This is a genomic window from Saccharothrix sp. NRRL B-16314 (genome assembly GCF_000716595.1).
Taxonomy (GTDB): Bacteria; Actinomycetota; Actinomycetes; order Mycobacteriales; family Pseudonocardiaceae; genus Actinosynnema.
In genome coordinates this window covers 1-14,555 of sequence record NZ_JNXC01000058.1, presented here as the reverse complement: position 1 = coordinate 14,555, position 14,555 = coordinate 1, and the positions used below count along the sequence as shown (strand labels likewise).

Annotated in this window: 14 protein-coding genes and 1 pseudogene; 6 read left to right on the top strand and 9 right to left on the bottom strand. The window is 70.6% G+C overall.

Annotated features, from left to right (window positions below; all coding sequences use genetic code 11):
- The 8 genes and pseudogenes from OQ02_RS47415 to OQ02_RS38540 form a co-directional block, all read right to left on the bottom strand.
- Positions 1-1,507, bottom strand: a pseudogene (locus OQ02_RS47415) (beta-ketoacyl synthase N-terminal-like domain-containing protein); the annotation flags it as partial.
- A gap of 34 nt (positions 1,508-1,541) precedes the next feature.
- Complete coding sequence (locus OQ02_RS38570; RefSeq protein WP_051773439.1) at positions 1,542-2,918, bottom strand: NAD(P)/FAD-dependent oxidoreductase; 1,377 nt, start codon at positions 2,916-2,918, stop codon at positions 1,542-1,544.
- A gap of 10 nt (positions 2,919-2,928) precedes the next feature.
- Complete coding sequence (locus tag OQ02_RS38565) at positions 2,929-3,816, bottom strand: SAM-dependent methyltransferase (protein WP_197043704.1); 888 nt, start codon at positions 3,814-3,816, stop codon at positions 2,929-2,931.
- Entirely contained in the window at positions 3,813-4,745 is a 933-nt protein-coding gene (locus OQ02_RS38560) for an SDR family NAD(P)-dependent oxidoreductase (RefSeq protein ID WP_033443635.1), read from the bottom strand. Before OQ02_RS38560 ends, OQ02_RS38565 begins: the two co-directional genes overlap by 4 nt.
- The gene (locus OQ02_RS38555; protein ID WP_033443634.1) at positions 4,742-5,770 is read right to left on the bottom strand and encodes an SDR family oxidoreductase; all 1,029 of its coding nucleotides are present in this window, start codon (positions 5,768-5,770) and stop codon (positions 4,742-4,744) included. The genes OQ02_RS38560 and OQ02_RS38555 overlap by 4 nt, the downstream gene beginning before the upstream one ends.
- Positions 5,771-5,785: 15 nt before the next feature.
- Entirely contained in the window at positions 5,786-7,486 is a 1,701-nt protein-coding gene (locus OQ02_RS38550) for an AMP-binding protein (RefSeq protein WP_156077603.1), read from the bottom strand.
- Positions 7,476-8,465, bottom strand: a complete 990-nt coding sequence (locus OQ02_RS38545; protein ID WP_033443633.1) for an acyl-CoA desaturase — start codon at positions 8,463-8,465, stop codon at positions 7,476-7,478. The genes OQ02_RS38550 and OQ02_RS38545 overlap by 11 nt, the downstream gene beginning before the upstream one ends.
- Positions 8,462-8,740 (bottom strand): acyl carrier protein, encoded by a 279-nt coding sequence (locus OQ02_RS38540; RefSeq protein ID WP_197043703.1) that lies wholly within the window; start codon positions 8,738-8,740, stop codon positions 8,462-8,464. Before OQ02_RS38540 ends, OQ02_RS38545 begins: the two co-directional genes overlap by 4 nt.
- A 441-nt stretch (positions 8,741-9,181) precedes the next feature.
- On the opposite strand from OQ02_RS38540, the gene OQ02_RS38535 reads away from it, so the two are divergent.
- The 5 genes from OQ02_RS38535 to OQ02_RS38515 are packed head-to-tail and all read left to right on the top strand — an operon-like array spanning position 9,182 to position 13,222.
- Positions 9,182-9,844 carry an O-methyltransferase gene (locus OQ02_RS38535; protein ID WP_033443632.1) on the top strand — a complete coding sequence of 221 codons (663 nt, stop codon included), beginning with the start codon at positions 9,182-9,184 and terminating at the stop codon, positions 9,842-9,844.
- A gap of 5 nt (positions 9,845-9,849) precedes the next feature.
- Complete coding sequence (locus OQ02_RS38530) at positions 9,850-10,701, top strand: 3-hydroxyacyl-CoA dehydrogenase family protein (protein ID WP_033443631.1); 852 nt, start codon at positions 9,850-9,852, stop codon at positions 10,699-10,701.
- A complete protein-coding gene (locus OQ02_RS38525) occupies positions 10,698-10,994 on the top strand; it encodes a phosphopantetheine-binding protein (RefSeq protein ID WP_063747235.1) in 297 nt (98 codons plus the stop codon). Before OQ02_RS38530 ends, OQ02_RS38525 begins: the two co-directional genes overlap by 4 nt.
- Entirely contained in the window at positions 10,987-12,096 is a 1,110-nt protein-coding gene (locus OQ02_RS38520) for an acyl-CoA dehydrogenase family protein (protein ID WP_033443630.1), read from the top strand. The genes OQ02_RS38525 and OQ02_RS38520 overlap by 8 nt, the downstream gene beginning before the upstream one ends.
- A 22-nt stretch (positions 12,097-12,118) precedes the next feature.
- Positions 12,119-13,222: an HAD-IIIC family phosphatase gene (locus OQ02_RS38515; RefSeq protein WP_033443629.1), complete on the top strand. Its 1,104-nt coding sequence runs from the start codon at positions 12,119-12,121 to the stop codon at positions 13,220-13,222.
- Positions 13,223-13,398: 176 nt separating this feature from the next.
- Here OQ02_RS38515 and OQ02_RS38510 read toward each other — a convergent pair whose 3' ends face one another.
- On the bottom strand, positions 13,399-13,860 hold the full coding sequence (locus tag OQ02_RS38510; RefSeq protein WP_051773434.1) for a hypothetical protein: 462 nt from the start codon (positions 13,858-13,860) through the stop codon (positions 13,399-13,401).
- A gap of 597 nt (positions 13,861-14,457) precedes the next feature.
- Between OQ02_RS38510 and OQ02_RS47410 the strand changes: the two genes are divergently transcribed.
- A partial coding sequence (locus tag OQ02_RS47410; protein ID WP_197043702.1) for a polyketide synthase docking domain-containing protein occupies positions 14,458-14,555 on the top strand: 98 nt, incomplete at its 3' end.

Sequence of the window (14,555 nt, the reverse complement as noted above, 5' to 3'; positions counted from 1 at the left end):
CCCCAACCCCGCCACCAACTCCGCACGGGACACACCGACCACCACCACCCGGTGATCGAACCTGGCCCGACGCGACAACGACCACGCCACATCCACCGGATCCACCCCGGGACGGGCCACCACCCACTCCCGCAACCGCCGAACCTGATCCGACACCGCCGACCGCGACCGACCCGACACCACCCACACCACCGGCACACCGGACTCGGTGGCAGCAGGCGATTCCACCGGCGGTGCCTGCTCGATGATGACGTGCGCGTTGGTGCCGCCGATGCCGAACGCGGACACCGCAGCCCGTCGGGGACGCTCGACCTCCGGCCACTCCCGCGCCTCGGTCAACAGCTCCACCCGGCCCGCCGACCAGTCCACCTTCGGTGTCGGCGACCCCAGGTGCAGGGTGGCGGGCAGTGCGCCGTGCCGCATCGCCATGATCATCTTGATCAGGCCCGCAGTGCCCGAGGCGGCCTGGGCGTGACCGATGTTCGACTTCAGCGACCCCAACCACAACGGCCGCGCGGTGAGGCCGTTCGACGCACCGTCCTGGTTGACCGCCGACCCCCGCACCACCGCCAACACGTTGTGCCCCAAGCGGCGTGCGTCCGACAGACGCTCTAACACGAGCACACCCATGCCCTCGGACCACCCCGTGCCCTCCGCGTCGGCCGAGAACGAGCGGCACCGACCATCCGGGGACAACGCCTGCTGCCGCGAGAACTCCACGAACAGGCTGGGGGTGGCGTTGACCGCGACGCCACCCGCCACGGCCATCGAGCACTCGCCGCGCCGCAGCGACTGCGCCGCGAGGTGCACCGCGACCAGCGACGAAGAGCACGCCGTGTCCACCGTGAAACGCCTCCCACACACCCTCCAACAACAACCGCTGCTGCGGGTCCATCGCCAACGCCTCACGCGGCCCGATGCCGAAGAACTTCGCGTCGAACTCGGCCACGTCCGGCAGGAAGCCACCCGACCGGGTGTGGCTCGTGCCCGGCCGCTCGGGGTCCGGGTCGAACAACGCGCCCAGGTCCCACCCGCGGTCCGTGGGGAACCCGGAGACGGCGTCCGCACCGGACTCGACCAGCCGCCACAGGCCTTCCGGGGACGACGCACCACCGGGGAACCGGCACGCCATGCCGACGACGGCGACCAGGTCGTCGTCCTCCAGCACCGCCCGCGGCTCCGGTGCGGCCACGGGTTCCGGCGGCGTCACCCGGCTGACGAGGTACCGGGCGACCGCCGCCGGGTTCGGGTGGTCGAACAACATGGTGAGCGGCAGTTCGAGTCCGGTCGCCTGGGACAGCATGTCGGTCAGCAGCACCGCGGCCATCGAGTTGTAGCCGTAGTCCCGGTACGCCTGCTCCGGGTCAAGCGACTCCTTCTCGCGCCCGATCAGGGCGGCCGTCTCGGACCGGACGACGTCCAGGGCCACGGCGTACCGCTCGGCCGCCGACAGCCCGTCGAGGCGCTGGGACAACAGCGACGTCGGCACGCCGTCCTGACCGGTCATGTCCACTCCAAGTTCGAGCCGCCCCTGGTGGGGATCAGACGATCTGCGCGCGGATGATGTTGGGGAACCTGTCCTGGACGGCGAGGAGGCTGGTGACCGCCTTGCTGCCCAGGTAGGACACCGGCTCGGGCGGGAAGCCCTTCTCCGCGCCGTTGACGAACAGCAGGTTCGAGTACGCCGTGTCGCGGCGCAGGATCAGGTCGCGCAGGGACTTGCCCGCCGTGTGGGTGACGGAGATGCCGTTGCCGCAGTAGCCGTGCGCGTAGAACACGCCGTTGCCCATGCTGCCGACGTGCGGGACCATCTCGCGCGTGATCGCCACGCAGCCCCCGTAGGCGTGGCTGAACGGGACGTCGCGCCACTGCGGGAAGTAGCGGGCGAGCACGCGGCGCAGCGTCATGGTGGCCTTGGCGTTGGCGATGTGCTTGCCCTCGTCCATGTCGCGCTTGTAGTGGTAGGTCGCGCGGCCACCGCCGAACAGCAGGCGGTTGTCGGTGGTCAGCCGGCCGAAGACGATGAAGTTGCCCGCCTCGACGAAACCCTCGCGCTCGGGCCAGTGCACCATCTTCAGCTGCGCGTCGGTCAGCGGCTGCGTCACCGCCGCGTAGCTCCACACCGGGACGACCTTGTGCCGGAACGCGGCGAACTGGTGCTGGTAGGCGTTGGTGGCCAGCAGCACGTTGGGCGCGGTGACCCGCGCGTGCGGTGTGGTCAGCACGTGCTCACCGCCGGTCTCCCGCATGGCGGTGACCCGGGTGGACTCGTGGACGTGCACGCCCATCTCCGTCACCACCCGGTACAGGCCGCGGGACAGCCGGTGCGGGTTGATCAGCGCGCCGCCGACCTTGAACGCGCCGTGGATCGCCGGGGAGTCGATGCGCTCCCTGGCCTGGGCGGCGTCCAGCAGCTCGATCGTGCCCGACCCGCCGAGGCTGTGCACCAGGTCGATGTCGCGTTCCAGCAGCCGCATCTGGTGCCGGTTGGACGCGACCTGGAAGTACCCGGTCGGCTCGAAACCGGCGTCCACGTTGTACTTGCTGCAGAACCGCCGCAGTTCGAGCATGGACTTGCCGACCACCGAGTAGGCGAGCTTCGCCCGCTCCGGCCCGAACCGGTGGATCAACGCGCCCAGGCTGTGCCCGATCGTCGGGGTCATGAAGCCGTCGTTGTGCCCGGAGCCACCCGCGCCCGCGAACTCCGCCTCCAGGATGTGGATCTCCAGCGACGGTTCCGCCTGCTTGAGGAAGAACGCCGTCCACATACCGGTGTAGCCGCCGCCGATGATGGCCACGTCGCAGCGCACGTCCTCGCGCAGCGGCGGGCCGGGGACGACGGGCTCGGTCTCCCGCCAGTAGATCTCGTGCTTGACCGGTACCCCGGCGGCGCTGTCTGGAACAACCGTCTGCGTCATTGTCAGCTCCTCAGGCACGTTCGAAGATCACGCGGGCCAGACCGAGGTGCCGGTTCTGGAAACCGCTCGCCGCCGCGGACAGGTAGCGGTCGTAGTCGTCCACCGCCTGCCCGCCGACCATCGCCTCGGCGCGGTCGCGGTCGGCGAGCAGCCTGCGCCGCCACTCCAGGCAGGTGCGGGCGTAGTGGTCGGCGTCGTTGCGGATGGAGACGATGTCGAAGGCCCGCTCGCTGGCCTCGACCAGCTCCGAGGACCACGGCAGTTCCGACTCCGGGAAGATCCGGTCGATCATGAAGAGCAGGTCGCGCACGGTCTGCTTGGACATCCGGGTGTTGTTGCCCTTGACCATCGTCTGCACGGCCAGCCGGCCGCCCGGCGGCAGCCACTCGCGGCACCGCCGGAAGAACTCCCGGTACGCCGCGATCCGCTCGGCGCGGTCCATGCCCATGTCGGCGAAGTGCTCGAACGCGCCGATCGAGATGATCGCGTCGTAGGCCGCGGTCGGCCGGTGGTCGATCCAGTTCTCCAGCCGGAGCTCGTAGCGGTCGTCCGCCCAGCCCCGGACGTGGTCGAGCTGCGCCTGGCTCAGCGTGAGGCCGACGACCTCGGCGACGCCGTGGCGCTCCACCAGCCTGCGCAGCAGCGCTCCCCAGCCGCTGCCCACGTCGAGCACCCTCTTCGCGCGGTCGGCCCTGGTCTGCTCGACGAGGTAGTCGTGCTTGCGGGCCTGCGCGTCGGTGAGCGTGTCGTCCGGGCCGTCCCACAACGCGCACGAGTAGGTGCGCGTCGGGTCAAGCCACAGCTCGTAGAACTCGTTGCCGATGTCGTAGTGGCTCTGGATCGCCTCGGCGGACGCGCCCTGGTAGGCGGTGCTCCCGTCCGTTGCCAGGCTCGTCACTCGGCACCTCGTTTGGCGCTCGCGGCGACCGCGCGGTTGAGGCGTTCCATCCGGGCCGCCAGCGTGATCCGCCCCTCCAGCTTGAACGCGGGCGGCTGCCTGCCGTCGACGTCGCCGAACCCGTACTTCTCCGCCAGGTCCCCGACCGCGAGCCGCAGCCCGGTCACTTCGAGCAGTTCCGGGTCGGCGCTGAGGTGGGCGATGGCGCGGCCGACGTACTCCGGGGTGTGCGCCACCGCGGCCGGCCCTTCGCCGAGCAGGTCCCACGCCGCCTCCACCCGCTCGGTGCGGACCATGCCGGGGTGCACGGCCACCGCGCCGACGCCGTGCTTGCGCAGCTCCTGGGCCATCCCGAAGGTCATCCGGTCGGAGGCGTACTTGAACACGTCGTAGGCGGTCTGGCCGAGGAACACGTCACCGTCGGTGAACGAGACGTTCGCGATCAGGCCCTTGCCGTTGCGCGCCATCAGCGGCGCGGCCAGCCGGGCGGCCATGAAGTGCCCGCGCACCGACCCGGAGAACAGGTCCCAGCGCCACGACGGCTGCTCCCAGAACGGCGAGTCGAACCGCGCCTCCGGCCACCGCTCGTAGCCGCCCCAGGCGTTGTTGACCAGGACGTCCAACCGGCCGTCGGTCTCGGTGATCCGCTGGAAGAGGCTCTCAGTGTCGGCGTCGTCGTTGTGGTCGCAGCGGACCGCGACGCCCTCACCGCCCCGGGCGGTCACCTCCTCGGCCGTGTCGTCGATCGTGCCGGGCAGGTCCTCGGTGCGGTCGCCGCCCCGGACGCTGCGCCCGGTCACGTACACCTTCGCGCCGGCCTCGCCGAGCGCCAACGCGATCCCGCGGCCCACGCCGCGGCTCGCACCGGTCACCACGGCCACGGTCGACTCGAGCTGGGGTGGTTGCCATCCGCGCGCGGACTCGGTCATGCGGGTTCGTTCCCCTCGGTTCGTTGCCTGGACCAGTACCGCAGCGACTGGCGGTAGGCGTCCCGGTCGCTGACCTTCGGCACCCCCAGCCGGTCGCGCAGCTCGCCCAGCGAGCTCGGCAGCACGCCGCCGCTGAGGTGGGTCACTTCGCTGGTGTCGATCAGGACCTGCAAGTAGCGCCGGGACATCGGCGGCACGCGCTCCAAGGCCACCGGCAGCGGCGCGGTCGCGTCGACGACCCGGATGCGGTCGATCTCCCGCCCGCAGTCGCGCGCGTGGTCGTGGACGATCTCCAGCGCCTCCTCGGCGGTCATGGCCTCGTCGCCGTAGGTCAGCCAGAACAGCCGGCCGTCGAGCTCGTCGGCCTCGACCGCGCGGGCGATCGCGTGCGCGGTCACGTCCAGCGGCACGAAGTCCATGAGGTTGCCGGGGTGCAGCGGGAAGTACGGCGCCTTGCCCCGCGTCATCCAGTCGGACAGCTGCTGCACGATCTGCGGCCTGCTGCTCGCGCCGGTGAACGAGTCGCCGACGATGTTGGTCGGCCGGTGGATCGCGTGCGGCAGGCCGCTCTCCTTGACCAGCCGCTCGGACTCCAGCTTGGACCAGATGTAGGGCGTGACGACGTTGCCCGGCCGCAACCGCTCGATGGGGTGATTCTCGATCGCCCGCACGAAACAGGTGCTGACCAGGTGGATGGGCGCGCAGGCCGCGAGGGCGAAGTCGATCGCCCGCGCGGTGCCGTCGATGTTGATGGCCTGGTAGCGCGCCGGCTCCTGCCCCCAGTCGGTGAGCGCGCCGGAGTGGACCACCACGTCGACGCGCTCGGCCAACTCGTGCCACAGGCGCTCGTCGAGGCCCATCAGCGGCCGGGAGAGGTCGCTGTGGTGCACCTCGTCGGCCTCCGGCACGTCCGTGTCGGCGTGGCCGAGCGCGATGACGTGGTGATCCCGCAGTTCCTCGGCGACCGCGCGACCGACCACCCCGGACCCGCCGGTGATCAGCGCGGTGCGTCTCGCTTTCCCCAAGGCTGTCCTTCCGCTCTACGCGCTGGTGAGGTCGACGGTGGCGAGCGGGGTGAACGCACCGGAGTCGAACAGGTTCCGGCAGCGGTGCCGCTGGATCTTGCCGGTCGGCGTCTTCGGCAGGCTGTTGCGCTCGAGGAAGACGCACTCGTCCAGCACGACGGCCGCCTTCTCCATAGCCAGCGACGCCGCCGCCTCGGCGACCGCCGGGAAGTCCCGACCGGCGCCGGTGACCTCGACGAACAGGGTCAGCCGCTGGACCGTCCCGTCGTGGTGGTCGACCAGCGTCGCGCAGCCGCGGCGGACGCCCTTGATGCCGTCGACCGCGCTCTCCACCTCGCGGGCGTAGATCTTGCGCCCGGCCACGGAGATCAAGTCGTCGGTGCGGCCGACCGGGTAGAGGTGGCCGTCGCGCACGAACCCGATGTCGGACGTGTGCAGCGCGCCGTCCCGGAAGGTCTGCGCGGAGCGCTGTTCGTCGCCCCAGTAGCCCATCGCCAGACTGGGCGAGCGCACGACGATCTCCGACAGCCGGTCGCTCTCGGCGTTGTCCAGCGACACCCCGATGCACGTCCGGCCCGCGCTGACGAGCGACGCGCCCGCCGGATCGTCCGCCTCGACCTCGACCAGCTCGCCGTCGGCGAGGGCGGTCGCGTCCAGCACGAGCCGTCGCCACGGTTCGTCGTCGTGGTTGTAGGTGACCGCGAGAGTGCCCTCCGCCAGGCCGTACGCGGGGACGATGCCGCCGGGTTTGAGCCCGTACTGCCCCAGCGCCGTGGCGGCGTACTGCAGGGTCTCCCACTGGATGCGCTCGGCGCCGATGATGCAGTGCTCGACCTGCGCCAGCCCTCCGGGGTCGATCTTGCCCGCCCGCTGCGCGGCCCGCGCGGCCAGGTACAGGGCGGTGTTCGTCCCGGCGCTGGACCGACCGCCGAACTTGGCCATGTCGGCGAACCAGGTGCCGGGGGAGTAGGCGAACCGTTCGGGCGTGGACAGGAACAGGCTCAGGTCGCACGCCCACGACGACAGCAGGCCGCCGAAGAGGCCCATGTCGTGCGACAGCGGCAACCAGGAGACGAAGACGTCCCGTCCCTTACGCGCGTCGATCAGGTCGGCGATGATGTCCAGCTGCGCGGCCATGGACCTCGGCGACAGCGCGCAGCCCTTGGGCGTGCTGGTGCTGCCCGAGGAGTACTGGATGAACGCCAGCTCGTCGTCCTCCGGCGGCGAGGCGTCGACGCGCCCGCTGTCGGCGAACGACTCGAAGGACCGGCACGGGATCCGGGCGCGCAGCTCGTCGGGCAGCACGCCCAGCAGGTTCTCCTCGACCAGGAACATCACCGGGTCGAGCTGGTCGGCGATCGCGGACAGCTGGGCGGCGTACTCCTCGACGCTCATCCCGCGCGCGGGGACCGGCAGCGACGCGATGGCACCGCCCGCCAGCCACACCCCGAGCAGCCCGCGCACCACGTGCGGGGTGTTGGTGAGCACGGTCGCCACCCGCGTGCCGGGCCGCACGCCCGCGCGGCGAAGCCCCGCGGTCATGTTCTCGGCGTCGCGCACGACTTCCGTCCAGGGGGACGAGCGGTACTCGCCGCCCACCCAGCACTGGATGGACGAGTGCAGCGGCATGGCCGTCCCGGTGAGGCGGTCCCAGAGCCCGGCGCCGGTCGCGGGGTACACCGCCGCGCCGGCCGCCATCGCGATGTCACTCGACATCCGCGACCCCGCCGGACGTGCTCACCTTGTGGCGCTCGGCCAGGGGCTTCGGCGGGGCGCTCGGCGCCGCCCGCCCGCCGCCGACCCGGCTGAGCCCGTCGGCGCGCGCCCTGATCCGGTCCTTGGGGATGCGGACCACTTCCCGGGCGAGGCCGACCGTCTCCAGACCGCGGATGAAGATCGCGGTGAGGTCGACCTCCCACCAGTAGAAGCCGTGGAAGGCGGCCTTGGGGAAGGCGTGGTGGTTGTTGTGCCACGCCTCGCCGAACGACGGGATCGCCAGCCACGCCACGTTGCGCGACTCGTCCGGCGTGTCGAACCGGCGGCGGCCGAAGTAGTGGCCCACGGAGTTCACCGCGTAGGTGACGTGGTTGGCCAGGAAGAAGCGGACGAGGCCGCCCCACAGCACGGCGGTGAGGAAGCCCTGCCAGGTCTGGGTGATCGCCAGGCCGATGAAGCCCGGGAACACGATGCCCCCGACCACGATCCCGACGAAGTGGTTCGAGGCGAACCGGATGTCCTTGTCCCGGGCCAGGTCCGGGCAGTAGCGGATCGGGTCGGACGTGAGGTCCTTGTCGAACAGCCAGCCCATGTGGGAGTGCCACAGGCCCTTCAGCGCGCCGCGCCAGCCCGGCTCGTCGTCCAGGTACGGGCTGTGCGGGTCGCCGGGCTTGTCGGCCACCCGGTGGTGGCGGCGGTGGTGCGCGGTCCAGATCAGCGCCGGGCCCTGGCCGGCGATCGTGCCCGCCCACACCAGGAAGACCTTGATCGCGCGGTTCGTCTGGAACGAGCGGTGCGCCAGCAGCCGGTGGTAGCCGGCCGAGATGCCCAGGATCGCGATCGAGTACATGATCACCAGGGCGACCATGTCCGACCAGCCGACGAGCTTGTTCCACAGCAGCACGATCGCGACGGCGACACCGATGAACGGGATGATCGCAGCCGCGAGGATGAAACCGTGGTGCTCGCGCCCGTTCACCGCGCCGTCCCGTCGGCTACTTTGTCCTTTTCGGACAAAGCGGCGTTGCCCAGCGCGATCAGGTCGCCGAGGGTCCGGGCGTTGGCCGCCTGCTCGGGGTCGAACTCCACCCCGTGGGTCTCTTCGAGGCTGAAGATGATCTCCGCGACCTGGAGGCTCGACAGGCCCAGGTCGCGCAGCACGGCGGTGTCGTCGATGACGACGTCCTTGGTGCGCTTGCCGCGCATCTCCCGCTTGATGAGCGCTTCGACTTCTTCAACAGTAATCAAATTCATCAGTGATGGACCTTTGCCGTCGAGTTTCCTGTTCAGGAGGAAGCGTCAGCCTGTCCGAATTCGCCGGAATACGCTCGGACTGCCCGAGTCGCGACCGAACGCATTCGGTCGGCGGACCCCATTTCCGCCGACCGTCAGGCCACTGTAGCGCCGGCCGTGACCGCCGTAAACAAATCCCGTCGGCCGCCCCGGGCGACGTCCCGTCGGCGGGAGATCTCCCGACGACGGGAGATTCGCGCGGCACTGGCCGGATCGCCGGCCCGTCCATAAACTGGCGATCACCACGCGCCGCGGCCTTTCCTGAAGCCGGTGGCCACCGACGCGCGCTGCCGGAAACCGGCCGAGCGACCCGTTCACCGACAGTCCACAAAGTCCGGACCGAATTCCCAGGAAGGGGGCTCGGGACGCCTGGCGGAACGCGCCGGGCAACCCGGGGCGCCGATGGCCGATCAGCTCCTCGTCTCCGACGACCTCATGGCGTACGTGCGGCGGGTGTCCCTGCGCGAGGACGCCGTGCTGCGCGAGCTCAGGGAGACCACCGCGGAACTGCCCGGTGGCCTGAAGTACCTGGTGATGCCCGAGGAGGGGCAGCTGCTGGCACTGCTGGCGGCCCTGTCGGGCACCCGCCGGATCGTCGAGGTCGGGACGTTCACCGGGTACGCCGCCCTCTGCATGGCCCGCGCGCTCCCGCCGGACGGCACGCTGATCACCTGCGACATCACGGCGCGGTGGTCGAGCATCGCCGTGGAGCACTGGAAGCGCGCCGACGTCGCCGACCGGATCGACTTCCGCACGGGCGACGGGCGGGCCGTGCTCGCCGACCTGCTCGCCGAACTCGGCCCCGGCTCGGTGGACATGGCGTTCATCGACGCCGACAAGGCCGGCTACCGCGACTACTACGAAGGCGTGCTGCGGCTCCTGCGACCGGGCGGGCTGGCCGTCATCGACAACACGCTGCTGTTCGGGCGCGTCGCCGACCCGACGGCCCAGGACGCCGACACCGCGGCGGTCCACGAGCTCAACGAGTCCCTGCGCGACGACGACCGCGTGGACATCGCCGTCCTGCCGATGGCGGACGGCGTCACCCTGGCGAGGAAGAGGTAGGGCGGATGACACCTCGACTAACGGTCCTCGGCGCCGGGGTGATGGGCACCGGCATCACCGCGCTCGCGCTCGGCCACGGCCTGCCCGTGACGCTGGTCGACATCGACCCGGCGGTGCTGGAAGCCGCCCGCGCCTCGGTGGACCGGCAGCTCCGGCACGCCCAGCTGCTCGGCGCCACACCCGACGGGGTGGCCGCCGGCGAGCTGACGACGACCACGTCGGTCGCCGACAGCGCCGGTTCGCTCGCGGTCGTGGAGGCCGTCACCGAGCACGCCGAGCAGAAGGACAAGATCCTGCGCGAGGTCTCCGGCCTCGTCGCACCGGGCACGGTGCTGATCTCCAACACCTCCGGCATCCCGATCGACGAGCTGGCCGCGTCCGTGGAACGCCCCGACGACCTCGTCGGCATCCACTTCATGAACCCCTCGTACCTGATCAAGATGGTCGAGGTGGTCCGCGGCCCGCGCACCGGTGATCGGACGATGGAGTCGGTCCAGGCGCTGCTGGACCGGCTGGGCCGCCGCGGGATCGTCGTGCACGACTCGCCGGGCTTCGTCACCAGCAGGCTGCTGCACCCGATGATCAACACGGCGGCGCGGCTGGTCGGCGAGGGCGTGGCCAGCGCCGAGCAGGTCGACGCGCTGATGGCCGGCTGCCTCGGCCACCCGACCGGCCCGCTGCGCACCGCCGACCTGATCGGCCTGGACAACCTGGCCGACTCGCTGGTGGCGATGAGCGAGCGGCTGGGCGACGACGGCTACCGGCCCTGCGACCACCTGCTCGACCTGGTCGGCGCGGGCAGGCTCGGACGCAAGTCCGGCGCCGGATTCTACGAATACGATGGGACGACCACGTGACAACGGACAACGTCATCGACCGCGACCCGGTGGACTCCGACGTGGTGGCGGGGAAGATCACCGCCTATCTCGAGGCCAAGGCGAAAGCCCCGGTGGCCCACGACGAGGACCTCGCCGACTCCGGGCTGCTGACCTCCATGGTCGCCATGGAGATCGTCGTCTTCCTGGAGTCGACCTTCGGCATCGCCGTGGTCGGCGGTGACCTGAAGATGCGGAACTTCCGCACCGTCGACGACATGGTCGCCCTCGTCGCCCGGCTCCGCGGCGACGGGGAGAACGCGGGCGATGCCTGAGCCGATCGAGGCCGGGCGCGAGCACGTCCGGGCCGCCGTCGCCGACCAGGCGGACTCGTGGGACGCCGCCGGGGCGGTGCCCGTCGAGCTGCTGCGCGACTTGGGCCGCCGCGGTCTGCTGTGCGCGCAGGTGCCCGCCGAGCACGGCGGTCTCGGGCTCGACAGCCGCGCGAGCGGCGAGTTCACCGCGATGGTCGGCGCCCTGTGCAGCTCGACGCGCAGCGTGATGACCTCGCAGGGCATGGCCGCCTGGGCGATCCAACGGCTCGGCAGCGCGGACCAGCAGGGCGAATTCCTGCCCGGCTTGACCGCCGGTCGGCTCGCCGCCGTCGCGATGACCGAGGAGGACGCGGGCAGCGACCTGTCCGGCATCGCCACCCGGATCACGCGCTCGGGCGACGAGGTGGTCGTCACCGGCGCGAAGCGGTGGGTCACCGCGGCCCAGTACGCAGACTTCATCGTCGTGTTCGGCCGGTTCGAGGAGGGCGCCGCCGCCGTCGTCGTCCCCACCGCCGCCCGCAGCGTGCGCGTCCAGCCCGTCCCGACGCCGTTGGGGTGTCGCGCCGCCGGCCACGCGCACGTCGAGTTCGACGGCGTCCGCGTCCCCTACGGCAACGTGCTGGGCGGTGGCGGGCCGTGGATGTCGCTGTTGGTCACCACGGCCCTGTCGTACGGCCGGATGTCGGTCGCCTGGGGGTGCGTCGGCATCCTCCGCGCCTGCCTGCGTGCGTCGGCGGCACACGCCCGCAAGCGCGAGCAGGGCGGCAAACCGATCGGTGAGCACCAGCTGGTCGCCCGGCTGATCGCGGACCTGCACGTGGCCGAGCGGCACGCCACCCAGGCGTGCGAGCACGCCGCCGACCGCTGGGACGCCAACCACCCCGACGTGGTGATGGCCGCGGTGCTGGCCAAGTACGTCAGCGCCCGCAACGCCGCAGCCGGGAGCGCGGCGGCGGTGCAGATCCTCGCCTCGCGGGGCGCCGAGGACAGCGGGCCGGTCGCCCGCGCGTTCCGCGACGCCAAGCTGATGGAGATCATCGAGGGCACCAACGAGACCTGCCAGCTGGTGCTGGCCGAGCACGCCCTGTCCACCTGGTCCTGACGGTTCTGAGGAGCGAGCACCGGTGAGTTCGAGAGCGGAACACGTCAAGTGCCTGGTCTGGGACCTCGACAACACGCTGTGGCGGGGAACCCTCATGGAGGACCCGGCGGTGACCCTGTTCGCCGACCTCGTCGAGGTCGTCAAGACCCTCGACGCGCGGGGCATCCTCCAGTCGGTGGCCAGCCGCAACGACGCCGACCTCGCGCTGCGCCGGTTGGAGGAGCTGGGCGTCGCCGAGTACTTCGTGCTGCCGAAGGTCGGCTGGGGGCCGAAATCGGAATCCATCCGGGAGCTGGCCGACGAGCTGTCGTTCGCCCACGGCGCGATGGCCTTCATCGACGACCAGCCGCAGGAGCGCGCCGAAGTCGAGTACAGCCTGCCGGACGTGCGGTGCTACCCGGCCGAGCAGGCGTCCTCGTTGCCGGACCTCGCGGAGTTCACGCCGAGGACCGTCACCACCGATTCGCGCCGGCGCCGGCAGATGTACCAAGCGGGGTTCCACCGCGACGCCGAGCGCGCCGCCTACCGCGGTTCGGACCAGAACTTCCTGCGGTCGTTGGGCCTGGTGATGACGATCGGGCGGGCGACCGAGGTCGAACTCGGCCGGGTCGAAGAGCTGACCATGCGCACCACGCAGATGAACACCACCGGCGTGTACTACGCCGAGGAGACCCTGCGGCGGCTCATCGCCGACCCGGCGCACGAAGTCCTCACCGTCACGATCACCGACCGGTTCGGCCCGTACGGCGCGGTCGGCGTGGTCGTGCTGGACCGGTACCCGGACGTCTGGCACGTGAAGCTGCTGGCCACGTCCTGCCGGGTCGTCTCGCTCGGCGCCGGCGCGGCCATCCTCAGCTGGCTGCGCAACGAGGCCGCGCGCAGCGGCGTGCACCTGGTCGCCGATTTCCGTCCCACGGACCGCAACCGCGTCATGGACGTGACGTACCGGTTCGCCGACTTCACCGACGACGACTGCTCCTGCCTCGCCGCCCTGCCGGCACCGGACGACGGGGTGAACCGCCTGCACCAGGAGTCTGTGTTCCAGGAGTTGGCCACGACGATGCAGGTGCACGCGCCCGACCTGCGCCCGGTGGAGCTCACCGAGAACCTCACCGCAGGTCGATGACGCCTGCGACGTCCGCAGAGGCGGAGCCTGCTTCGACGTGCGCCCGCCGGTGCTCGGGCACGGGCTCGACCTGGGAGGTGTTCGACAAGCAGTGACACCGATGTCGTTCGACCGGACCCCGCGCTTCGTGGTCCCCCCAGGCCGGCCCGTGCCCGACCGCGCAGTGCACCAGGCTGTCAGCTCGCCGCCGTGTCCGTCCCCTCGTCGGTCCCCAGTCGGCACCCGCAGTTCGGGCAGACCACTCGGTCCTTCGCCCCGTCCGACGGTGGTTTTCCTTCGGCGTTGTCGCTGTTCTTCTTCTTGCGGTTGTCGGGTTTCAGGCCCCGCGCCCTGAGCTCGTCGCGCAGGCCGCGGACGGATAAGTTCGTCTGCTCGGCGTAGGCCAGCAGCGCGTCCTGGTCGGTGACCTCGAGCGAGGACACCTCGGCGTGGTGGCTCCAGGACAACGGCACCCGCCTGCGGGCGGGGTCGAACCGGGAGGCCACGTAGGCCATGTTCATCAGGGTCTGCACGTCGTACCCGGTGATCTGGGCGGCCCGCGAATACTTCTCGCCGAACTTCGCGTTTCCGTAGTTCACCCAGTCACCGATCCACCAGGCAATTCCCCGGCCGATGGAGCCGAGGCGTTTGCCGTGCATTATCCAGTCCGCGCAATCGAGATCGACCTTCGGCTGCCAGGCCACGGGACTGACGGTGGCCCGCTCACGGATCCATTCGGGTGGGACCCTCATCCGAGGGATCGTTTCCACGGTATGCTGCAATCGATCCTCCTTGCGTCACGGGAGGTTCTCTGCGTTGACGTCGGTCCGTTCGATCTTTCCGGTCCCGGAGCCTGTTGACAGGTCTGCGCGGCCCGGACCACCTGCCCTCGGCAGAAGTCCGGAATCCCCCATTTGCTGTCTCGAACCCCCGGTACAACGGCGAAGTTTAACGATCATACGACACATGGGCAACTGTAGGCCGGATGGCGCAGTAATGTCGGCGGACAGCGACGCAAATCGTGCGCCGACCGGCGTACGAACATGATCTGCAATCAAGGGTGATCGCCATGATCGAGGGCTGGCGGCACCGGTCCGTGATTGTCTAGACTGGCCTGGGGGAGTGGTCCTATTTGGTCACTCGCGAAAAGCGCGCGCCGATGGCGTCGACCCCGGTCCGGCCACATCCGACAATTCGGACGTCCACCACGTTTCAACATCGGTTGCGGTGACATTTCGGCGGGGGTGCGGTGATCCATGACCGACGACGACAAGGTGCTCACGTACCTCAAGCGGGTCACGACCGAGCTGCAGGCGACCAGGCAGCGCCTGAAGTCGGTGGAGGACGCCGCGCA